Below are 21,730 nucleotides of genomic sequence, written 5' to 3'. Positions count from 1 at the left end.
GTGGTTAATTGTTATATTAAATAACAATAAATAAAGTTATAGTGCATTAGGTTTATGGCAAAGAAGATTCCTATCATCGAAGATGACCATATAAAACAACACAGTATTGAACAATTTAAGTCGATTGCAGACACCATTGAACTGTGGCAACAATTAACCCACCGGATGTATGCAGATAACACTTTAGTGGCGTTTAAGAATGATTGGAATATGTTTATTTCATTCTGCCATCAGTTAAATCAATGTTGTTTACCGGCATCTGCAGATGTAACTTGCCGCTTTATTGAAAAAATGGCACAAACAAGAAAGCTTTCCAGCTTAAAACGTTACATTGTCACTATAGGTTTAGTTCATAAGTGCCATGCTTTACCAAACCCCTGCACTAGCAGTGACGTGAAACTGGCCATGTTCCAACAACGCATGGATAAACATGATGATTATACTCAGGCCCAAGGTTTTTGTGATAATCATCTACAGCAGTTACACACCCTATTTTCAAGTGCAACTAAACCAAAAGATGTCCGCGATATGGCTATTTGGGCACTTACCTTTGAAGGAATGCTCAAACGCAGTGAAGTTGCAGCACTCACAGTGAACGATATTGAATTTATAGACAATAAAAGTCTTATTACAATCAATAGCCATCTTATTGAACTGAGTGAATTAGCGACAGAAGCTGTGAAAAAATGGCTTACCCTATCCCTTATTGAAACAGGCTTTATTTTTCGACGAATCGATCGCCATGACAATATTGGAGATAGCCCCCTAGACCACTCTTCTATTTATCGTGTATTCCGCCGTGCAAGCCAGGAGTTAGACTTACCGGTAGATGTTATTTTTTCAGGTCAATCGCCACGAGTAGGTGCCAGTCAAGACTTAGCACGATCAGGACTTTCAATACATCAAATTCAAACTCAGGGTCGTTGGAAAAGTCCTGCTATGCCCGCACAATACATAGGCGATCGAGGATATAGAGATCAGGAACTCAAACACTTTGCGAAGAAAAATCAAAAAGATATCGATTAGAGATATTCTCCGACCAATAAACTCTAATCAGAGAAACACAAAAGGCTTTAGATCACTCTAAAGCCTTCATCTAATCGATTACAGCACCAACATTATTTTGCTGCGCTTTTAATCGCTTGTTCAATAAACTTAGTGAAGCTATGGCCATGGTTCTCTAGCATTTTAGGGAACATAGAAATTGGCGTCATACCTGGGAATGTATTGATTTCATTTAATAAGATTTCATTATCTTCACTTAAGAAGAAATCAATACGAGATAGATCTTTTAGCTTCATATGAACGAAAGCTTTACGTGCACATTCACGTAGCGCTTCTACTTGCTCTTCAGACAGATTTGTCGCCTCAACGGCTGTTGTTGAGTGGCTATCAGAGCTGTACTTCTCTTCATAGCTGTAGAACTTATCATCAGGGCAAGACACCTCACCTGGCTTTGTGATAATCAGTTCATCGCCATATTGGTAAGCAGCAATTTCAAGCTCACGTGGCTTAATGCTCTTTTCAATCAAAACCTGATCTGAATAACCAAAGGCATCATTAACCACTGCAGCTAAGTTTGCCTTATCTGTGACGCTGTAACAACCAACAGATGAACCTTGAGATGCCGCCTTAACAAACACTTTACCCCATTTATCGAATGCTTCACTGGCTTTAGTGTGAGCATCTTCGTTATTTTCGCTTAAGAAAACATACGGGGTATTAGGGATATCTAACGCATCAAACCATAGTTTGGTTGTGATCTTATTGAAACAATTGCGACTCGCTTCTGCGCCACAGCCTAAATAAGGTAAACCAGCCATATCTAAGAAAGATTGCAGATCGCCAGTTTCACCAGGGAAACCATGAACACAAGGGATAACATAATTGATGATTTGTTTAGTATCACCCGTTTGTAAAGTACGATCTAAGTTAAGTTGGCACAGAGCATTGTTTGCATTAAACCAACCCTCTTTTTTCATTTCAACTCGGGTGTAATTAACACCATCAATATGCTTTAACTGCTCTTCAATGTAATTTGCAGAAACGAGTGAAACTTCGTGCTCTGAACTACCGCCACCGCACAATAATAAGACATGGATAGTACTCATGATCATCCCTTGTAATTATAAAAACAGCTCGCCAAACACGGGCCAAGCTTATGGCTTTGATTATCAAATCACTCTGGTTCAAAGCCTAATATCAAAAATTATTCTAATCTTAATCAAAAAAGGGCTTGCTGTGCACCTTATCTTATTGATTATGTATTAAATCGCACCATTTTTGACATGATGCTCGTTTTAGCGCACAAGTTTTAGTCATTATTTAGCGCTTTAATCACCTTTGCTGGTGTACCACCAACTAACGTATCAGGGGGAACATCAGAAGTTACAACGCTACCTGCTGCAACGACTGAGCGAGCACCAATGGTTACTCCCTGACAAATGCAAACATTGCCACCAATCCAAACATCATCTTCAATCGTAATAGGAAGACACCACGTTTCCCAATTACGGCGTGAGCGATAATCTAATGAGTGTGTTGGGGTGAAAAATTGTGAGTTAGGACCAATAAGGACATGAGCCCCGATTGTAATGGGTGCGTTATCGAGCCATACAGCCCCTGCATTAACAAACGTTTGATCACCAATGAAAATATTTTTTCCGTATTCACAGCTAAAAGGCATCCGAATAACCGAATCCGAACCAAATTTTCCCAAAAGGGACTCAAGCAAAGGTCGTTGCTCTCTGATTGTTGTTTGGTTAAGAGGAATCAATTGCTTCTCTACTTCAGTTCGAAGCGTATCAATTTCGGGATCCATACCATGGTAGATTTCACCCGATATCATTTTTTCAAATTCAGTCTTCATCTCAACTATGCTCAATCGGTCAATTAATTTGTCATGAATACTAACTGATGTTTCTCATGATTTTTGTGATGAATCTAGAATAAAAAGTCAGGTTTACATCATATTTACAGTACAAAACCATATATCAACCAGTGAAAACATAGATTTTTAAGGTTACACACGGATGATTTATTTACTTAGTTAAAAGATGAAACTTGAGTATTTTTTGATTCTTTCAATGACTGCAAGTTTTTGATAAACGCACCATTTTGCTGAACAGTTAGCGGTAAAGTCACAATAGCCTCATGAGCTGCATCACGAGAGTCATATTGACCATATAATAAAGCATACCAAGGCTGTCCATTACGATCAGTTTTACTTATCCATAAAGCCTCTCCTTTCGGAAGCTGTTTCGCATAAGAAGCCAACTGATCTTTACTTCCTGATGCGACTAATTGAATCGCATAAGCCGTTTTGTTTAACTCTGAATATTGATAGGTCGGCTTAGTTGTTGGTTCTACTTCTGGCTCAGTAACAGACGGCGAAAGTTTAACAACTTCTTTGACATGATTTGGAGCCTCAACAGGCTTTCCTGTTAATGATTCTTCATTAAATCCTAAGCCATCTGCACTAAATTGAGCAGGCTCAACGACAACAGTTTGAGGTTGAGGTTTCACTTCAGGTGTTGGAGGGGTGTTTAGCGCTTGAACAGGTGCTGAATGTTGTGGCGACGTTACACAGCCTGTTAACAACGAAGCTAAAATAACAAGAGCAATCTTTTTCATTATTTTTCAAATCAATAATTAAAACCAAAAGCATTTTGCTCTGATAATTAATTAGGATCAAGAGAAAGACCATACACAGCACTAGACGACTCAAAGTGCTTGATTTGTATCATTCTGTAGCGCAGAAAACTCGGGTATCATATTTGTAGTTTGCGTAATATTTATAATAGGAACTCATCATGGCCGATCCGCATATTCAATGTGAACTCGATGGATTAGATAAACTTACCGTTCTTCTTTACCGAAGTTCACTGACATTTGCAGCAGGCGTTATGTCTATTATCGCTTGGGAATTTAACTTCGGAACTGTAGCTATCATCATCGCTGCATTGTTAGCATCTACAACCGTTCATATCTATGACAAACGCTTTCGCTGGCTTATTCAGGGGGCGGGATTGTTTGCAAGTGTATGGTATATGACTGGACTATGGAGCCCACTGGCACAAGGTGCTGCTCTATTTGTTTTCAGTGCATTGGCGGTAAAAGAATACTTCTGCTTCCAACTAAAAGTCTTACTGGTAACCCCTTTGGCTTTAGCTGGTTTCTGGTTCTGCCAAGTATTTGGTCAAGCTCAAATCAGTATTCTATTTAGCATGGCAAGTGCTATTTTACTGGCTGTTGCCGCATTTTCTAAATGGCGAATGCCACTTCATTTTGATATTGGCGATAAAAGCCGCTACCAGATCTAATAGAGCTGGCTTAAAAATAAGGGGTTGATCACAGCCCCTATGATTGTATTTCCTTCCTGTTTTGTACCTGATTACTATAGTTATACCGAGCTAAATATAGCATGAAGTGATCAGGAGCTTATATGGCGACAACCCCTTTATCTGCCCTACTGAATCCCAAATCCATTGCCGTGATTGGAGCATCTAACCAAACCCACCGCACAGGTTTTGTGATCATAAATAATCTGCTTCAAAGTCACTTCAATGGTCCAATATTTCCCGTCACACCAAAATATGATTCGGTAGCGGGTATTCTTGCTTATCCCACTATCTCTGATTTACCTCGGACACCTGATATCGCGATTGTTTGTACCCACGCCAGTAAGACCGTCAAAATAATCAAAGAACTGGGCGAAAAAGGGGTTAAATCCGCAGTGATTCTTGCCGCAGGAACTTCTACATTAAAAGATGAAACAGGCACAACCGTTGCCGACTATCTGCAGCAACTAGCAAAACGGTATCAAATTCGATTACTCGGGCCAAATAGCATGGGGATCATTCTGCCTTGGCTTAACTTGAATGCATCTTTTGCCCCGACACCTGCAAATAAAGGAAACATTGCGTTTATCTCTCAATCTGCAGCCGTATGTACTACGATTTTGGACTGGGCGAGAAATAAAAACATTGGATTTTCAACATTTATCTCATTAGGTGATGGGCTGGATATCAACTTTGCAGAATTACTTGATGCGCTCAGCCAAGACGGAAAAACCGAAGCTATTTTGTTGTATCTGGATTCAGTGAATAATGCCCGAGAGTTCTTATCTGCTGCCAGAGCCGCCGCTCGTAATCGCCGAATACTAGTCGTAAAAGGTGGTCGCACATTGGCTGGAAGTGAGGCAGTAAAACATCATACCGGCAGTAATCTTGGAGCCGATATAGTTTATGAAGCGGCGATACGAAGAGCGGGACTATTAAGAGTAAAAAATACCCATGAGTTATTTGCAGCGGTGGAAACCTTAGCCCATTCAGTACCTTTAAGAGGCGAACGACTTGCTATTATTACCAATGGTGGTGGGCCTGCCATCATGGCTGTGGACTCACTTTCTGAGCGAGGAGGAAAACTGGCGCAATTGAGCTCCACCACACTCCACCAGCTTAAAAAACAACTTCCCAATTATTGGCCAGCATCTAATCCAATCGATTTACTTGGGGATGCCACAATTGAGCGCTATGAGCACACAATTAATACACTGTTAGATAGCGATGAGGCCGATGCTTTACTTATCATGCATACCCCTTCAGCCATTGCCCCTAGCCAACAAACAGCAGAACGTTTAGTCCAAACCCTAAAACAGCATCCTAATATCAAAAAATTTAACGTACTCAGCAACTGGACGGGAGAATACGAAGGACAAGTTGCTCGTGATATTTTCGCTCAAGCAGGATTTCCAGCCTATAGAACCCCGGAGAGTGCCGTTTCTGCCTTTATGTATCTCGTTGAATACCGCCGAAATCAAAAGCTGCTTCGAGAAACCCCAAAAACACTCGAGCCTATCTCCACCAGCAATGATAATTTTTCGCCACAGCAAGCCCAAGCAATCATTCAAGAATTACTTAATCACAACATCACTCAGCTAGAAACCCATGAAGTACAGCCAATTTTAAAAGGCTATGGATTTAAAACACTACCAACATGGTTAGCTAACGATGCCGTTGAAGCCATTCATATCGCAGAGCAAATTGGTTATCCCGTTGCGGTAAAACTTCGTTCGCCAGATATTGAATATAAATCGGAGGTTCATGGCGTTATGCTTCATCTGCGAGATGCTCAAGAAGTTGAGTCTGCAGCACAAGCGATGCTAGAACGAGTCAACATAGACTACCCTACAGCTCAAATTGACGGCCTATTAGTACAACGCATGGCAAATAGAGCTGGAGCTCAGGAATTAAGGGTTGCGGTTCGAAATGATCCTATTTTTGGCCCAGTTATTTTCTTGGGCGAAGAGTTAATGAATTGGAATTGTTATCAAGATAGCGCCGTTGGTTTGCCACCTCTTAATATGGCGTTAGCTCGGTATATGATTATCGATGCCCTTAAGAGCCAAAAGATAAAGCAACGCAGTACATTAGTACCCATTGATATTGATGCCCTATGCTCATTTTTAGTGACAGTGTCACAGATTATTATCGATTGTCCAAATATTGAGAGCTTAGATATCCATCCCTTACTCGCCAATGGCCCAGAGCTTACGATAATTGACGCTTCAATGACTCTCAATGCTGACACCAATCAGATCCCGCGTCTCGCTATTCGACCTTATCCTAAAGAATTGGAGCAGTGGGTCGAACTTAAATCAGGTAAGACCATTTTGCTGCGTCCTATCCTGCCAGAAGATGAACCTGAACATAAAAGCTTTATCTCTCATGTTACTCAAGAAGATCTCTATAAACGATTTTTCTCTGACGTTGGTGAGTTTAATCATGAGGCCATGTCGAATTTTACTCAAATAGATTATGACCGAGAAATGGCGTTTATTGCCGTTTTTGAAAACAAGGGCCATACCGAGATCTTAGGTGTTGTTCGAGCTCTCTCAGATCCTGATAACATGGATGCCGAATTTGCCATCTTGATCCGCTCTGATCTTAAAGGGCTTGGCTTAGGTCGAATAATGATGGAGAAGATCATTCACTACTGTCAGCATAAAGGACTACAACGCATTACTGGGATGACAATGCCAAATAATCGCTCAATGATCATGTTAGCGCAAAAGATGGGATTTCATGTCGATATTCAGATGGAAGATGGTGTTGTCGAAATGGAATTAAACCTTATTAAATAACACAAAAAATGAATATTTAGTCAAATATAAAAATAAATCGTCGGGAATTTTTTAACTTAGCTGAAAATTAATTCATTTTAACGCATAGCGATATCTATTGAATCGTATTGAAGTTTCAATAGTTAAGGTATCGACTAACTAGGTATATATAGCACGTAATCTGCCTAGTTATTTGTTCTCTTTGATCGATTAAATAATCTGCAAAACTCCATTTATCTTTCTGTTTTATTACGAAAATATGGTTAGTTTTGTTATTTGATCTCGGTTCCATTCCTAACCATCGTTCTTAGCTAAAGTATTCCTAAGTCACCAACTTCTGAACCAACAGGACAGTTATCACCACTTTAGGGAAAGGAAGAACCTTATGAAGTCAGCGCCCCACTCTTTAAATCAAACCATTCAAGCATTAAAAAGTGTTACTACCCAAATGATGGCAGCAGAATCCCTTACTGGTGAAGTGATGTCAGCTCATATGATTCAACAAATTACAGCTATTGAGCGGACAGAATTAGAGATCGCTTCGCAGCAAATCATGGTTATAGAAAAGGCACTTACTCAAGCATTGGTTGCTTTAGAGCGAGAAGATCTTGTTGCAACCCGTGAAGCAATCTTTAATGCTTTATATGAATTAAATCACCAATCACCATCTATCCCTAAACTCATGTATGAAAATGATCCTGTTTTGGCTGGTTGACCCCTTAGTTAATAGCATCTCTGACAAAATGTTATTAGAACTTGAAAGTAAACACGAAACACACGGTCTTATGTACTGGTTACCTTAATCTCCTTTAATACAAGATTATTATAATTATATGGTAAATAACCCAACATGGAATCGCTCATTACTGTGACATTGTCCTGTCTATACCACGCAGTAATGAGCATTTTTTTCGTCTATTTGATAATAATTAGCTAAGGTCTAAAGAAGACAGTAGACGAGTAAGTTATGACATTGGACTCCTATCCAAAGAAAATACCAGCATCTTCAAATTCAAGCCCTGACCAGGCAACTAACCATACCTCAAATCATAAAAAGAAATGGTTACGCCGATTAGGTTTTCTGCTTGCTGCTCTTTTGGGCTTAAGTTTAATCTCTGCCTATACGTTGTTGAAATTATTAGCACAACATGAAGTACAGATACACCGTATTTCAGGCATCCAACTGTTCTCTGCTCCCCATATAGAGAAACTCGCCGTTGTATATCAAGGTGTCCCAATTGAGATGAATCATATATCAATTAATACATCTCCATTAACCATCAAGATCCAACAAGTGCAGTCTCAGATCCCTAAAAAAGATCAAGAACCTTTACAGCCTTATCAATTTAGCTCTCTTCAATTAGAACAGTTGGAAATGCATTCCCCATCTTGGCGTCTTGATCAGATGTTTACCGCTAAGATCAACAAAGCAACTGTAGGTTTAACTATTAATCAAGAGCCTACTCACATATATCAGCAGCAAATCCACCAGCTACATATAGAGGTAGATCCAAACAACGATGGCGATTCGACCAATAACTATTCAAACAATAGCTATGCGATAGCGGCCAAAATCCATGATATTGATGTGACAGTACCCGTACAGACAAAAGTAGAAGATCAACCAGATGTAGAGATTATTCAATACCGTGCAAATCTAAAACAACTGAGTGCTAAATTACAAATAGCCAAAAATAATCCAATGCAACACCCCATTCCGCTCTCGGTCGCAATCGACGCCATAAAGCCTTCATGGCAATCTTTAGAAGAGATAGAACAGACAATCCAAAATATCCATATAGATACCGACTTAACACATTGGAAAAGCAATACCACGATTAAAATTAACCAAGCTCATTTGATTCAACCTCAATATCTACCACTCGATATAAAAAAGAGTGACAGTGAATATCAAGGTTTTCATATTGGGCAAGCCATTGCGAATCTAGCCCAGTTACCGGTTAACTTTTCTATTAATCAGTTAACCTATTTACCGCTTATTTATAACGCGGAAGTCTTTCTCCAACAGCCATCCTTAGATAATTTGGTAACAGACCAAGAGCAACCCCAACGCCCTCATTTTTATTTTTCAGGCCACGTCTTAAGTCAACAGCCCTATAAAATGGATTTATCTCTGTTCTATCAAGATCTTAAAAATATGACTGTCACAGCTGGATTAGTCGGCAAGAAAGGCAATTCGGTCTTTTGTGATAGTGTGATAAGCGCAGACTTACCTCTGCCAAAGCGACTTGATTGTCAGCTCAACCTTAAACAGACCAAAGATATTACTGATAATTGGCAAATGACAGACGCACCTAATGCCATTTTAAATAAACCAATAACGCTGCAAGCAAGGCAGATTAATCATTTGATACCCAATGAAGTAAAAAATGATGATATTAAATCTGCTCATTATCATGTTGACTTGACGCTGCCTCAAAAAATCAACATCCAGTTGCCTGAAGCATGGTCTTGGGATTTGCTAAACATTCCACGTCAAGTTCAAGTAACCAACGATGGAAAATTAAGTATTGAGTTACGTTACGCTGAGAAGTTTTTGCAGTTATCTCTTCGCGGCAAGCAGGAATCCTTAGGTGTCTCGGTACAAAATAAAAAGCAACATATAATAAAAACAAATTTAGATATCAATAAGTTAAAGTGCTTTCCAACCAAGTTACAATGTCACGGAAATGGCGTTATCAGCAATCACCTATCTTCTCTGATATTTTCATCCTTACCTCAACAAATTGACACTAGCTCCCCACTTATCTTACAAACCAAAAGTCACTGGCAGTTGACATACAAAGACCAGCAGTTTATTGGTCAGTTAACCGATAATCAGCTTTCATTACCTTCGTTTCGCCTCCAACAGCCAAGCTATAGTCTTGAGCTTAGCAACAATCAATTAGCTGTGCCACAATGGGTAATTTTAGCCAACACGCATCAATGGCAATGGTACGCCCCTAAAGATAAGGACATCACCTTTACCAGTAATGCAGAAGCAACGGTGACAATAGAAACGAATAGCCAAGCAAGTCATCCCGTTCAGAAAATAACTTCACCACTTAAAATGACTATGGGTTCTTTTTGGGTCGATAAGCAATCAAAACAATCCATTAAGATCAAAAGCCATATTCATTCACAGCTTTCTCCCATATTAAATGGACAAACGCTCCCTAAGCTCGATCTCAATACTCAATTACAGTTAGCCAAGGGAGAAATATCATTAGAAAACCGAATACATAGCCTTCTACCAAACCAACAATCAGTACCCTTGGCAGACATTAAGATTCGTCATAACATCAATCAATATAGTGGCCTACTAGATGTTCGACTCTCGCCTTGGCAATTTGACTCAAAGCGAAGACTTTCCCAATATTACCTACCAGAAATCCCAACAGGTATTGAATTGGTATCAGGTAAACTTGAAGGCCATTTAGTGACACGTTATCGTCAATTTCAGCCAATATCATCCCAAGTTTCCTTATATACTAAAGAGCTAAGTGGAATGTTCTTTAATATTCCGTTTCACAACGCCAACATTCAGTTGGAACTTCAACAAGATCAGCAAGGCATTCAAACCCGCTCTCCAGCCATTGTTGATATCGAAAAAATCAAGCTCGGTATTCCCCTTACTAACATACGGTTAAGCGGGCATTATCAAGATTACGCTTATAAACTTAATCATGGCTATATTGAGTTACTCGACGGCTTCATAACCACAACCCCAACTCAAAGCCGACAGCCCTGGCAACAATTGTCGTTACCTATTTCGATCCACGGCATCAATTTAGCGGCGCTTATGTCACAAATCGATCAACAAGATATTGAATTAACCGGTATTCTTGATGGAAAATTAACACTTGCTTTACATAAAGGACTCTTTGATATCCATAATGGCAAACTAATTGCAAGGTATCCTGGAGGGCTATTTCGTTACAAACAGGGATCGACTATCGATAATCAAGTAGAGGCTATGGACGATAACAACCCCATCGTTGTGAGTAAGCTTCTTAAAAATTATCACTATCGAACGCTGGTTGTTGATATAGACTATTCTAATAAAGGGATCCTAAAAGCAAAATCCCAGTTTAAAGGTTACAACCCAGATTTTCAGAATGGGCGGCCAATACACTTAAATTTAAACATTGAAGATAATGTTCCAGCACTTATAAAAACACTCAGTCTGTTAAATTCATCGGACGTAGAGCGTTATCTACAAGAGCAGTTTGGTAAGCAGGAATAACTGTAGCAGTGATACACCATTACTAGGAAACCATAACCTAGCAAACAGCAACTCACACAAAAGGTTACTCTGATTATGGAAATGCAACAGTCTGTCGTGATTCACAAACTTACGGTACTCGGTGCTGCCGTGCTCATAACTTTTGCACTTATCGGTTGTACTCCCACGGTACAAGTGGCAACATCTGATAAGCCAATTGAAGTCAATCTTAATGTGAAGATCGAACATGAGATCCGCATTAAAGTTGATAAAGAGATCGACAATCTCTTCAAGGATGAAGCGGTCTTTTAGTCTGTTAGGAGCTCAAGATGAAACGTATAACCCTTTTCCTCTGCGCACTGCTGTTTTCAGTTAATGCTTTTGCTATTTCACTACAGCAAGCAAAATCACAAGGCTTAGTCGGCGAAGCAAATAATGGCTATATCGCTATTGTAACAGGGTCTCCTTCAGCAGAGGTCAAGCGTCTTGTTCAGCAAGTCAACCAACAGCGTAAAAGCAAATATCAAAGCATTGGCTCTTCCCATGGTTTATCTGTCAATGAAGTCGCACGTTTGGCTTACAAGAAAGCTGTGAGTAAAACTCCCCGTGGTCAATATTATCAATCTACTACTGGGCAATGGGTGAAGAAATAACACCGGCTAATAGATCAAAGGTAATAGATTGTTCAAATTTACCAATTGGGGGTTAAATATTTCTTAACCCCTCTCTCAGAACTTTAAACTCAATGATATGCTTGAATGTCGATATACTGGTTTGACTATAACCACACTATTTATATCGCCATTATTCATTCTATGTCATTTAAAAAAATCTTTGCCCGACTGCAACCGTCAGACGCGCTGTTCTTTATTGCTGCTCTCTTTTGTTTACTTCCTTTTGTTAGCTCTCCAATCGCGCTGATTCTTGGCTTTAGTTTAGCAAGTCTTGGTCTGGTTCCCTCTCAGTTTAATATTGCAGCAGCCACTAAAAAATTACTGTCTTACTCCATCATCGGTTTGGGCTTTGGTATTCACTTAAATGAAGCAATCGAAGCAAGCAAACAAGGTTTAGGTCTAATTGTCTGCTCTATCTTCTTTACCTTAATTTTAGGTTGGGTTGTCACTCGACTCATGGGGTTAGATAAGAAAACAGGTCATCTAATTGCATCGGGTACGGCAATCTGTGGCGGAAGTGCAATCGCTGCAGTAGCACCGGCAATTAATGCAAAAGACGATGAAATATCTCTCGCGTTGGCAACTGTCTTTGTATTAAATGCGATTGCCCTCTTTATCTTCCCTGTTATTGGCCATTTATTGGATATGAGCCAGCACGCGTTTGGTACCTGGGCTGCAATTGCTATTCATGATACATCATCGGTGGTGGGTGCTGCGGGGTCTTATGGTGATGAAGCACTTAAAACGGCTACGACCTTAAAATTGGCTCGTGCGTTATGGATTATCCCAGTAGCCTTCATCAGTGCGTTACTGTTTAAAGGCAATAGCAAGAAGATTTCAGTACCTTTCTTTATCGCCTTTTACTGCCTAGCGATTGTCTTTGCTCATTTTGTTCCAAGCCTACAACCCGCTTACGATATGATCTTTGCGTTTTCAAAACGTCTATTGGTCATGTGTTTGTTCTTGATTGGCTCTGGTATTACTATCAATAAACTACGTAATGCGGGAGCGAAACCACTTTTATTAGGTGTCATATTATGGCTTGCTATCGGTGGAGCGTCATTGGCTTATATTGAAGCGACTATGGTGTAAGCTATTTAATCGTTGCATAGGTTAAAGCCGACTAGATTGAGTCGGCTTTTTGTTAATAATCAACCTTCTTTCTCATCGTTTTAGTCGTTCCCCTTTTGGTTTTTGACTCTAAACGACGCCGCTGGGAGTTTTTGGTTGGCTTAGTTGGACGGCGGGCTTTTTGTACAACCATCGCAGATAAAATCAATTCTTTTAATCGCTCAAGAGCAGCTTCTTTGTTTTGCAGTTGGGTTCGATATTGCTGCGATTTAATGATGATCACACCATCAGAAGAAATTCGACTGTCTGATAGCTTAAGTAATTTTTCTTTGTAAATAGCTGGCAGTGATGATTTCTTAATATCAAATCTAAGATGAATTGCTGTGGCTACTTTATTGACGTTTTGCCCACCATTTCCCGCAGAGCGAATAGCATTAAGTTCAATCTCCCAATCGGAAATCGTCACATTGTTTGAGATTGTGAGCATGTAGTACCTATGTTTATACTTTTGCTAATGATCTTAGCGATAAGCACTAAGGATACCAAAAGCAAAGAATAGGATCACATCCCTCTTTTAAATCTTCGTACCTTAGTTCTGACATTTTTCATTGGCGATGAGGTATTAAACTGAATCATTCGCCCTAACGTCCATTTTTCGTACCATGGTTCTTGATAGAGTTGATGATTAGATAATGATGCGACAATAACAAGAATCTGTTCCATATTACTTTCAAACTCAGAAAGCAGTTCTGAATAAGTCCAATCGCGATATTCTACATAAAAACTTTGTGCTAATAGACCCAACTGATTCCATTTGTACCCTGTTTCAGGGAAATCAACCGCCAGATTCTGACTCTTTCGGTAATACCATTTTAAAACCAATTTTTGCCAACCAATAAGATATGCCACACTGTCACAAACACTGATGAAGCACCCTTTGCTGTTTCCCTCTATTTCGCATCGGCGCGATTCAGATTCAGGTATTGCTTTTAAGTCTATGAGTAATTTAGAAAAAGAATCATTAATTGCTTTTTCCAATTCCTCTTTTGTTGTTGGTATTGAAGACATAATCACTCCTTAAACTTAACCGTCTACTTTTTGCTCCCTTTTGAATCTAGCTTAAAATAATCACAAAAAGAATCAAAATAAAGATTATTAGATGACATTTTGAGACTTTCAGATCTACACTACATTTAGCAAAGACGTATAGTTCTTAGCAACAAAGACGATAACAACAAAAGGTATATCACCATGTCTAATTTTACACTAACCAGTAACGATATCTTTGAAGGCCAACTAAAAGACAAACAATTTGCCTTTAATGGATTTGGTCATGATGGTGATAACATTTCACCTCAATTAGCTTGGGAAAATGCGCCAGAAGGTACTAAAAGCTTTGCTGTAACCTGTTTTGATCCAGATGCTCCTACAGGTTGTGGTTTCTGGCACTGGCAAGTTATCAATATCCCTGCGGAAACTACCGAGCTAGAACAAGGCGCATCAGGTAAATTAGCGGCGGGTTTAGAAATGCGTAACGATTACGGTTTCAATGGTTTTGGTGGCGCATGTCCTCCAGAAGGTCATGGTATGCACCGTTACCAATTTACTGTATGGGCACTACCTGTAGAAAAATTGGATGTGCCAGATGATGCATCATGTGCGCTAGTTAGCTTTATGCTACACGGTATGTCACTTGCAAAATCAACTATCACCACAACTTACGTTCGTTAATGGTATTTAAATACAGTTATTATTAAATACATTAATCTAAAGAGCCTTTATAACAATAATCCAAATTTGTTATAGAGGCTCGTTAAGTAAGGAAGCCTATGGCCACATCAGCAATCGTTATCACCCAATATCAAGGGCAGCAAGCACAAAACTTGCGAAATGTCCCTATCCTACTGCCCTCCATTGTGGCGGTAGAACAAGGTGAAAAACAATTTCAATGGCATGGTCGTTGGATTCGATTTCATAAGAAAAACTGGTTATTAATTCCAGCACATAGTCGAATTACTTTTGTTAATAACCCACATCAAACTCAATTTCGTTCAACGCAAATCAGCTTTTTAATTCCACCGACCGCCGAAATGATCCAACTTTCACAGCAAAATGCTGACACGGTATCTAATCATCTCGATAGTCCCGAATTTATTGTCGATGATGAAGGTCGGTATCTATGGCAACTATTGCTTTCGATGCCTAAAGAGTTAAGCCAAGCGATACAACAGCAATTGGTGAATGGGCTATATCAATATCTTGCAGAAAAAGGACAATTACATCTCTTGTATGCACCACAAGAGATCAGTTGGACCGAAAAGTTAACTCAGTTTTTCAGCCAAGACCCAAGCCAGAACTATACGATTGAACAAGTTTGCCAACAGTTTGGGTTGAGTAAAGCGACTTTAATGCGCCGTTTGAATGATGAATCGACTCAGTTTAGAGAGGTACTTGCTCAAGTCAGAATGGGACACGCATTATCGTTGTTACAAGAAAAGTCTCAGACGGTATTAGAACTAGCACAACAATGCGGCTATCAATCGGAAGTGCGTTTTACCCAACGTTTTCAAAAACAGTTTGGTCTATCCCCTAAGCAATACCAAAAAACGCTTCACCCGATGTAATGATTTATACTTGGTCAGATAAAATGTACGTTACTAATGGTTAACGAAGGCGATAAACCGCAAATAAAATCAAAGTAAAAGCGATAAGATCCAATAACGCGCCAGTTAGCCCTTTTACGAATAGTGACACGGTAACTAAAAGTAGAGCCGATATAATGAGTAACTTGCGACTATCTTTAGATTTTTCCATTCCTTAGATATCCTGTTTTATTATGTTCTGTTCTAAAGAATGGCGAAATTTATGCTAATTGACCAAGATCCTTTTTATCTAATACATAGAAAAAAACTATATATATTAGATAAAATTAACAACGCGCTATAGGTAACTCATCAAGCCGTGTGGTCCAACGATTTGAACGATGAGCCTGACGCATATGCCAGTTGGTTGAGCTAATAATTGAAGCGGGCTTAATCCCATTCTTATAACGCGCATTTACCCTATCGGCCACAGCCATCAGTTCTCGTCGTTTTGATTCATAAAGAGCGGAGCTGTCAAACATATCTAACTGAATCGCATCATCTGTCACATCTGTAAGCTGCTCTAAAATAACACCAACTTTGTAATACTCATATCCACCGCGATAGATCTCATTTAATAGTGCTTGGGCTACCTCTAAAATACGATAAGTATCTTGTGTAGCACTGATCAAAGGCATAACCGCACTACGATGATGTTGCGGTAAACTCTTATGTTTATTAGTACGTAAAAACACACCAACAACACCAGTTTGACTCTGTTGTTTACGCAGTTTTTCCCCCGCCCTTTGGCAGTGAAACGCTAGAGCTGCATTGAGTTCATCCAGTTGGTTGATGCCCTGACCAAAGGTTCGGCTTGATAAAATCTGTTTGCGTTTTTCTTCTACATCACCAGGACTTATACAGCTGATTTGTTGTAATTCTAAAACGGTTCTCGCTAACGTCACATTCCATAACCGTCGAATATCAATTGAGTCCTGTTGCGCTAATTGCCAACCATTTTGAATACCTGCAGTTCTTAATCGGGTTGCCGTTTTAGCTCCAATCCCCCAAATATCTTGTATTGGTGTTCTTTCAAGTAGCCACTGACGTCGATGCTCAGTATCGATTTGAATTACACCTCGAACCTGTTTTTCATAGACTTTCGCTGCGTGATTGCCCAATTTAGCTAATGTAGGGGTAGCACCGATACCTACTCGAACGGGTAAACCAATATTCTTTAAAATGGTTGTTCGAATTTCTCTTCCATAATCGGCGAGTTCATTAAGTTGAAAACCGTCTAATCGAATAAATGCCTCATCAATAGAATATTGCTCCACATGTGGTGAAAAACGGGAGAGTTCCTCAATAAAGCGACGACTCATATCAGCATATAAGGTGTAATTCGAACTGCGAACTTGCACCCCTTGCTGAATAGCTTCACGTTGAATTTTAAACCATGGCACACCTCGTACTATGCCAAGGGCTTTAGCTTGCTGGGAAATAGCGACACAACATCCATCATTATTTGATAGCACCACTAATGGCTTTCCGACTAATGAGGGATCAAATAGTTGCTCACAGGAACAATAAAAATTTTTCGCATCGACTAAAGCCCATACTTCTTTAGAACGAGTAATCATTGACGATGCCATAGGCTAATTAAGTAAATTATGAATATTGCGAGTCACTACACCGAAAATCTCTGAATCTTCTGGCATAGGAAAAGCTTGCAGGGTTGGGTTCTCTGGCTGTAACCACCACGATTCATCGTAACGAACCAGCCGTTTACAGGTGAATTCATCATAAATACGGGCGATAACAATACGACCAGGTTTGATCTCTTCGGCACGATCAACCACCAGTAAATCACCATCATAGATCCCAGCACCAACCATCGACTCACCACAAGCTCGTAGAAAAAACGTCGCATTAGGATGACGAATTAAATAATCCTCTAACTCTAAGGTTTCTTGATGACCTTCTGCTGGAGATGGAAATCCACAGGAGACAGATTCAGTATACAAAATTACTTTCAACAGACATTCGCTCACAATACTGTGTATTTATACAGTATAAGTGAAAATAGCGATTTGCGTCATCTTAGTTTCGTGATCACTACATTTATTCGAATAAATATTAAGCAAAGCAAAATTCTAATATCAGAGCCAAGTTAATTACGTCTAAAAAAACAGCAATCAATTCACCTAACTATGAGAAATACGTCAATGTTTTGTCTAATTTGTTTACAATAATATACAGAAAAATATTGCAGGGGATTTTCGGTATAGAGCTACCACCTAACTGCGATATCTCTATCCGAATACATTAATGGAGAATCATAACAATGAAATTGCTTTCTCGTAAGACAGTCCCTGCTCTTCTTGCATCTATCCTTCTTGCAGGCTGTTCTTCTGCAGATAACCCATGTGATACTGGTTACCTAATGCCATCAAAAATTAATGGTGAGAATTTCCAGTGTCAGCAACCTGAAACAACAGCTCCTGAAACGGATTACAACGATCAAACGACTGATAATACCGTAACTGAAGAACCAGCGATTACCGAAGATAATTCTGTATCTTCTGACGAGGCATATGGCTCTTTTGATCCAAGCCATTACACTGTTCAGGTTCTAGCACTTAAGCGTGAAAGCGATCTACACAACTACATTAGCCTACTACCAACCAATGAGCCTGTATGGGTTAACTGGAACCGTGTAGATGGTCAAAGCTGGTTTGTCGTGATTATGGGTGACTACCCAAGCCGTGAAGCAGCTCGCCAAGCTATTGGTTACCTACCATCTCAAGTACAAGCGCAAGGCCCATTTATTCGTAGCTTTGCCAATGTTCAAGCAGATAAAGAAACTAACGTAGTTCGTATGCGTTAATCATACTGGTTATATTTTATAGACCAGAATAAAAAGCCAGATCCAATGATCTGGCTTTATCTATTCTGTAGCGTTAAGTCACTGCCCTTTATGCCTTCTCCGCCACTATTGCCTTCTCTGCGACCGATTTTTCAAAGGCAGATAAATTCTTAAACAAGAGCACCACTAACATAACCCCTGTGGCAGCCAGTCCAATGGCAAGCCCACCCCAAATACCTTCAAGCCCGGCCCACTTCATCAAAAGATAAGCCGCGGGAAGACCCACAAACCAATAGCCAATCACTGTCGAAATTGTAGGTCCCACAACCACTTTCATACCTCGCAAAATACTAATGGCTGATAATTGCCATGCATCTACAACAAAGCAAAGAGCAACCATGATCATCACACCTGGTAGTTGAGCAACCAATTGTTCTGCCAAAGCATCGCCTTCAATACTAAATACGTGAGTTAAAAACTCAGGCCAAATACTTAACAAAATACCTATCACGGCACTCGTCGCTGTAACAAGCCCTAGTCCTAACTTGGCATATTGACGTACCATATCGGGTTCATCTTTACCAAAGTGCTGACTGACTAAAATTGAAGCCGCTTGTGACAAACCAAAAGCGAGGTTCCACGAAAAATTTAAACACTGCATAGCAATCTGATGAATCGCTAACGATACTGCGCCTAATGTTCCTGCTAGAAGTGCGGCACCAGAAAATAGAGCATGCTCTAACATGGTAGCAATCATAATCGGAATACCCAGTACCATCAGTGGCTTCATAATACCTAAACGATATTCATGAAAGTCACGAAATGGCATATAACGGCGATACTTTGGGCGAGAAAATACCCAATATCCGTAGCCAATCATAACAATGAAGGCTGCTAGAGAAGTCCCATATCCCAATCCTGCAATGCCCATCTTAAGTGTAAAAGCCAATAGATAACTAAGTGGAACATTGAGAATAACGGTAATGAGCGACATCACCATAATAGATCGTGTCTCACTAAAGGCGCTAACAAGACTTCTAAGCACCAACAAGATTAACGTTGGTAACATTGACCACTTCATTGCATGCAAATAAGTGATCGCTAAATCGACGGCTTCTGGATCTTGCCCAGCCTTAAGGAGCCATCCTTTCATTAGATAAAAAAGCGGTTGTAAAGAAAGCGTGAGCAATACGGCAAGTAAAATCCCGCCTTTAAGGGCTAAACGTACATCGTGTTCCCCTTTTTCGGGTTGACGTAGTTGCTTTCCGTACGCAATCGCAATTAAGTTTGCAACGCAGCCAACAGTACTGCTGGCAATAATAAATACAAAAGAATAAACCGCTGCCCCTAAACCACCACCAGCAATAGCGACAATACTGAGTTTTGCCATCATCCATACATCGGTGAAGATCAGCATTTGCGCGATAAGTTGGGAGATAATGAGTGGAACGGCCAATTTTATTAACGTTTTCATGGCTCACTCACAACAAAAAAGAATAAAAAACATCCAATTTGTTGAATTTACACATATCATTAAGTAACCACAATAGAGTCATCATAAATTTAGAGCTAAAAAAACCAGATCCGAAGATCTGGTTTAATGTAATAGATGATACTTTTAACAATCTGATTATTCTTGGTCTTTATCGATTTCAGCCGCTACATTACGAGGCTTTTTCTTTGGCATAAACACTTCATGACCCACAGCTTGGTTATCATAAAAACGCTTATCGATATGACGCTTAGGTTTCGCAGCCTGTGTTTTCTTCTTCTGGTTATTTTGCTCTGTTGGCTTTTTATTGAATTTCTTCTTCTGTTCGATCTTAAAGCCTTTGAATTTCGCTTTTAGACCATCAATTGCGGTAAATTCAATACTCTGCTGAAGGAATGCTTCAATATTTTTAAAGCTCTTCCAATCTTTAGGACCAACAAATGAGATTGCATCACCTTTATTACCCGCACGGCCTGTACGTCCAACACGGTGAACATACTCTTCCGCATGTTTTGGCAGGTCAAAGTTAATAACGTGCGATACATTACTGATATCAAGACCACGAGATGCAATATCTGTTGTCACCAGAATCTTATGGCAGAAGCGCTCAAACTGACTCATGATGCTATTACGTTGAGTCTGGTTTAAGTTACCGCTTAGAGCGACCGCTTTTAGTTTACGATCATTTAGCTCTTTGGTTAGACGATCGGTATCTGCACGAGTTGCTGTGAAGATGATCATCTGGTTGTAGTCTTCTGTTTCTAAGATCTTATTTAGCAACGCTTCTTTGTGCGTTAAGTTGTCACATAGAATAAAGCGTTGAGTAATATCTTTATGCTCTTCTGCTGAGTGACCAATAGAAATACGTTTTGGTGCATTCAGCATTTCGTGCGCCATTTCAACCACTTCAGGGTGATCCAATGTTGCTGAGAACATTAATGTCTGGCGACGACGGTGACTTGCTGCTTCATGAATTCGACGCAGCTCTTTTTCAAAACCAAGATCAAGCATACGGTCTGCTTCATCAAGGATTAACATCTCCAGACCATCTAAGTAAGTGCTACGATGCTCAAGGTGATCAGCTAAACGGCCTGGGGTTGCAACCACGAACATAGGATCTTTACGCAGTGCTTTAACCTGATCATTGAAGTTTTCACCACCAACAATAAGCGCGGCATCATACGGTGTTCCCGCATTCAATGGTTTCAACTGAGCGAATACCTGCTTTGCCAATTCACGGGTTGGAGTCAAGATAAGAACTCGAGGATCACGACGTGTAAATGGCTTGCTGCGGTACATACGTTGCATTGCAGGTAGCAAGAACGCAAGAGTTTTACCTGAACCCGTTTTCGACGACGCAAGAATGTCCTTACCTAAAATGGCAACAGGAATTGCGGTACGTTGAATTTCGGTTGCTTGATCAAACGCCAAATGAGACAGTTTTTTCAGTAGGCGTGGGTCTAATCCAAGATCTTTAAAATGCAAAATGATGCTCCGGTAAAATCGCTCTTTAGATAGAGTGTAGAATCAAAAAAGGTTTATCACGATCAACATCACATCTTTTTGAAAGCACTGATGTAATGTTGGCTGCGGATTATATCACAAAACCGCTTGAAGAAACCTAAAATATACTGGGAAGCCAAAAACAACAAAGGCGCTATTGATTAGCGCCTTTGTCTCTTATTTTTTCACGATCA

General features: G+C 39.9%; 21 protein-coding genes. 11 read left to right on the top strand and 10 right to left on the bottom strand.

The window, feature by feature from the left end:
• The first annotated feature begins 54 nt into the window (after positions 1-54).
• Positions 55-1,026 carry a tyrosine-type recombinase/integrase gene (locus CTN07_RS11510; RefSeq protein WP_005304943.1) on the top strand — a complete coding sequence of 324 codons (972 nt, stop codon included), beginning with the start codon at positions 55-57 and terminating at the stop codon, positions 1,024-1,026.
• Between the two features lie 92 nt (positions 1,027-1,118).
• Here CTN07_RS11510 and CTN07_RS11505 read toward each other — a convergent pair whose 3' ends face one another.
• The 3 genes from CTN07_RS11505 to CTN07_RS11495 form a co-directional block, all read right to left on the bottom strand.
• Positions 1,119-2,111, bottom strand: coding sequence for a D-alanine--D-alanine ligase (locus tag CTN07_RS11505; RefSeq protein ID WP_036765603.1), 993 nt, complete (start codon positions 2,109-2,111; stop codon positions 1,119-1,121).
• Between the two features lie 203 nt (positions 2,112-2,314).
• The gene (locus CTN07_RS11500; protein ID WP_005304946.1) at positions 2,315-2,869 is read right to left on the bottom strand and encodes a sugar O-acetyltransferase; all 555 of its coding nucleotides are present in this window, start codon (positions 2,867-2,869) and stop codon (positions 2,315-2,317) included.
• Positions 2,870-3,045: 176 nt separating this feature from the next.
• Positions 3,046-3,633, bottom strand: a complete 588-nt coding sequence (locus CTN07_RS11495; protein WP_005304950.1) for an SPOR domain-containing protein — start codon at positions 3,631-3,633, stop codon at positions 3,046-3,048.
• Positions 3,634-3,812: 179 nt separating this feature from the next.
• On the opposite strand from CTN07_RS11495, the gene CTN07_RS11490 reads away from it, so the two are divergent.
• The 7 genes from CTN07_RS11490 (at position 3,813) to CTN07_RS11460 (ending at position 13,114) form a co-directional block, all read left to right on the top strand.
• Positions 3,813-4,322, top strand: a complete 510-nt coding sequence (locus CTN07_RS11490) for a DUF2301 domain-containing membrane protein (protein WP_036765604.1) — start codon at positions 3,813-3,815, stop codon at positions 4,320-4,322.
• Between the two features lie 122 nt (positions 4,323-4,444).
• Positions 4,445-7,144: a bifunctional acetate--CoA ligase family protein/GNAT family N-acetyltransferase gene (locus CTN07_RS11485; protein WP_005304952.1), complete on the top strand. Its 2,700-nt coding sequence runs from the start codon at positions 4,445-4,447 to the stop codon at positions 7,142-7,144.
• A 364-nt stretch (positions 7,145-7,508) separates the two neighbouring features.
• Complete coding sequence (locus CTN07_RS11480; protein WP_036765605.1) at positions 7,509-7,838, top strand: hypothetical protein; 330 nt, start codon at positions 7,509-7,511, stop codon at positions 7,836-7,838.
• A 252-nt stretch (positions 7,839-8,090) separates the two neighbouring features.
• Positions 8,091-11,369: an intermembrane phospholipid transport YdbH family protein gene (locus tag CTN07_RS11475; protein WP_005304958.1), complete on the top strand. Its 3,279-nt coding sequence runs from the start codon at positions 8,091-8,093 to the stop codon at positions 11,367-11,369.
• Positions 11,370-11,444: 75 nt separating this feature from the next.
• Positions 11,445-11,660, top strand: coding sequence for a YnbE family lipoprotein (locus CTN07_RS11470; RefSeq protein WP_224756775.1), 216 nt, complete (start codon positions 11,445-11,447; stop codon positions 11,658-11,660).
• Between the two features lie 17 nt (positions 11,661-11,677).
• Positions 11,678-12,001 (top strand): YdbL family probable chaperone protein, encoded by a 324-nt coding sequence (locus tag CTN07_RS11465; RefSeq protein ID WP_036765606.1) that lies wholly within the window; start codon positions 11,678-11,680, stop codon positions 11,999-12,001.
• A 162-nt stretch (positions 12,002-12,163) separates the two neighbouring features.
• The gene (locus tag CTN07_RS11460) at positions 12,164-13,114 is read left to right on the top strand and encodes a YeiH family protein (RefSeq protein WP_036766004.1); all 951 of its coding nucleotides are present in this window, start codon (positions 12,164-12,166) and stop codon (positions 13,112-13,114) included.
• Positions 13,115-13,166: 52 nt separating this feature from the next.
• Here the strand turns inward: CTN07_RS11460 and arfB are convergent, their stop codons facing one another.
• A complete protein-coding gene (gene arfB / locus CTN07_RS11455) occupies positions 13,167-13,580 on the bottom strand; it encodes an alternative ribosome rescue aminoacyl-tRNA hydrolase ArfB (protein WP_036765607.1) in 414 nt (137 codons plus the stop codon).
• 74 nt (positions 13,581-13,654) lie between these two features.
• Positions 13,655-14,161, bottom strand: coding sequence for a ClbS/DfsB family four-helix bundle protein (locus tag CTN07_RS11450; RefSeq protein WP_036765608.1), 507 nt, complete (start codon positions 14,159-14,161; stop codon positions 13,655-13,657).
• A 183-nt stretch (positions 14,162-14,344) separates the two neighbouring features.
• Between CTN07_RS11450 and CTN07_RS11445 the strand changes: the two genes are divergently transcribed.
• Both CTN07_RS11445 and CTN07_RS11440 read left to right on the top strand, forming a co-directional pair.
• Positions 14,345-14,824, top strand: a complete 480-nt coding sequence (locus CTN07_RS11445) for a YbhB/YbcL family Raf kinase inhibitor-like protein (protein WP_005304966.1) — start codon at positions 14,345-14,347, stop codon at positions 14,822-14,824.
• 98 nt (positions 14,825-14,922) lie between these two features.
• Positions 14,923-15,717 (top strand): helix-turn-helix transcriptional regulator, encoded by a 795-nt coding sequence (locus CTN07_RS11440; protein WP_005304967.1) that lies wholly within the window; start codon positions 14,923-14,925, stop codon positions 15,715-15,717.
• Positions 15,718-15,757: 40 nt separating this feature from the next.
• Here the strand turns inward: CTN07_RS11440 and CTN07_RS22780 are convergent, their stop codons facing one another.
• From CTN07_RS22780 to CTN07_RS11430, 3 genes are all read right to left on the bottom strand, one after another.
• A complete protein-coding gene (locus tag CTN07_RS22780; protein WP_157132372.1) occupies positions 15,758-15,907 on the bottom strand; it encodes a hypothetical protein in 150 nt (49 codons plus the stop codon).
• A gap of 115 nt (positions 15,908-16,022) precedes the next feature.
• Positions 16,023-17,315, bottom strand: coding sequence for a Y-family DNA polymerase (locus CTN07_RS11435; protein WP_005304968.1), 1,293 nt, complete (start codon positions 17,313-17,315; stop codon positions 16,023-16,025).
• A gap of 15 nt (positions 17,316-17,330) precedes the next feature.
• Positions 17,331-17,711, bottom strand: coding sequence for a LexA family protein (locus CTN07_RS11430; protein WP_225314653.1), 381 nt, complete (start codon positions 17,709-17,711; stop codon positions 17,331-17,333).
• Positions 17,712-18,019: 308 nt separating this feature from the next.
• On the opposite strand from CTN07_RS11430, the gene CTN07_RS11425 reads away from it, so the two are divergent.
• Positions 18,020-18,562 carry an SPOR domain-containing protein gene (locus CTN07_RS11425; RefSeq protein ID WP_005304970.1) on the top strand — a complete coding sequence of 181 codons (543 nt, stop codon included), beginning with the start codon at positions 18,020-18,022 and terminating at the stop codon, positions 18,560-18,562.
• Between the two features lie 88 nt (positions 18,563-18,650).
• On the opposite strand, the gene CTN07_RS11420 is transcribed toward CTN07_RS11425, so the two are convergent.
• Both CTN07_RS11420 and CTN07_RS11415 read right to left on the bottom strand, forming a co-directional pair.
• Complete coding sequence (locus CTN07_RS11420) at positions 18,651-20,015, bottom strand: MATE family efflux transporter (RefSeq protein ID WP_005304971.1); 1,365 nt, start codon at positions 20,013-20,015, stop codon at positions 18,651-18,653.
• Between the two features lie 156 nt (positions 20,016-20,171).
• Positions 20,172-21,518, bottom strand: coding sequence for a DEAD/DEAH box helicase (locus tag CTN07_RS11415; RefSeq protein ID WP_036765612.1), 1,347 nt, complete (start codon positions 21,516-21,518; stop codon positions 20,172-20,174).
• Between the last annotated feature and the right edge of the window lie 212 nt (positions 21,519-21,730).

It is taken from the genome of Photobacterium damselae, assembly GCF_003026815.1.
Lineage (GTDB): Bacteria > Pseudomonadota > Gammaproteobacteria > Enterobacterales > Vibrionaceae > Photobacterium > Photobacterium damselae.
The sequence above is the reverse complement of the archived record's forward strand: the minus strand, read 5'-3'. Positions and strand labels throughout refer to the sequence as shown.

What these genes read in the sequence shown, in the direction of transcription:
- CTN07_RS11440 (WP_005304967.1), top strand. Translation starts at nt 14,923, where the DNA reads ATGGCCACATCAGCAATCGTTATCACCCAATATCAAGGGCAGCAAGCA.
- CTN07_RS11495 (WP_005304950.1), bottom strand. Translation starts at nt 3,633, where the DNA reads ATGAAAAAGATTGCTCTTGTTATTTTAGCTTCGTTGTTAACAGGCTGT.
- arfB (WP_036765607.1), bottom strand. Translation starts at nt 13,580, where the DNA reads ATGCTCACAATCTCAAACAATGTGACGATTTCCGATTGGGAGATTGAA.
- CTN07_RS11500 (WP_005304946.1), bottom strand. Translation starts at nt 2,869, where the DNA reads ATGAAGACTGAATTTGAAAAAATGATATCGGGTGAAATCTACCATGGT.
- CTN07_RS11445 (WP_005304966.1), top strand. Translation starts at nt 14,345, where the DNA reads ATGTCTAATTTTACACTAACCAGTAACGATATCTTTGAAGGCCAACTA.
- CTN07_RS11485 (WP_005304952.1), top strand. Translation starts at nt 4,445, where the DNA reads ATGGCGACAACCCCTTTATCTGCCCTACTGAATCCCAAATCCATTGCC.
- CTN07_RS11510 (WP_005304943.1), top strand. Translation starts at nt 55, where the DNA reads ATGGCAAAGAAGATTCCTATCATCGAAGATGACCATATAAAACAACAC.
- CTN07_RS11505 (WP_036765603.1), bottom strand. Translation starts at nt 2,111, where the DNA reads ATGAGTACTATCCATGTCTTATTATTGTGCGGTGGCGGTAGTTCAGAG.
- CTN07_RS11450 (WP_036765608.1), bottom strand. Translation starts at nt 14,161, where the DNA reads ATGTCTTCAATACCAACAACAAAAGAGGAATTGGAAAAAGCAATTAAT.
- CTN07_RS11465 (WP_036765606.1), top strand. Translation starts at nt 11,678, where the DNA reads ATGAAACGTATAACCCTTTTCCTCTGCGCACTGCTGTTTTCAGTTAAT.
- CTN07_RS11470 (WP_224756775.1), top strand. Translation starts at nt 11,445, where the DNA reads ATGGAAATGCAACAGTCTGTCGTGATTCACAAACTTACGGTACTCGGT.
- CTN07_RS11425 (WP_005304970.1), top strand. Translation starts at nt 18,020, where the DNA reads ATGAAATTGCTTTCTCGTAAGACAGTCCCTGCTCTTCTTGCATCTATC.
- CTN07_RS11490 (WP_036765604.1), top strand. Translation starts at nt 3,813, where the DNA reads ATGGCCGATCCGCATATTCAATGTGAACTCGATGGATTAGATAAACTT.
- CTN07_RS11435 (WP_005304968.1), bottom strand. Translation starts at nt 17,315, where the DNA reads ATGATTACTCGTTCTAAAGAAGTATGGGCTTTAGTCGATGCGAAAAAT.
- CTN07_RS11475 (WP_005304958.1), top strand. Translation starts at nt 8,091, where the DNA reads ATGACATTGGACTCCTATCCAAAGAAAATACCAGCATCTTCAAATTCA.
- CTN07_RS11420 (WP_005304971.1), bottom strand. Translation starts at nt 20,015, where the DNA reads ATGAAAACGTTAATAAAATTGGCCGTTCCACTCATTATCTCCCAACTT.
- CTN07_RS22780 (WP_157132372.1), bottom strand. Translation starts at nt 15,907, where the DNA reads ATGGAAAAATCTAAAGATAGTCGCAAGTTACTCATTATATCGGCTCTA.
- CTN07_RS11480 (WP_036765605.1), top strand. Translation starts at nt 7,509, where the DNA reads ATGAAGTCAGCGCCCCACTCTTTAAATCAAACCATTCAAGCATTAAAA.
- CTN07_RS11460 (WP_036766004.1), top strand. Translation starts at nt 12,164, where the DNA reads ATGTCATTTAAAAAAATCTTTGCCCGACTGCAACCGTCAGACGCGCTG.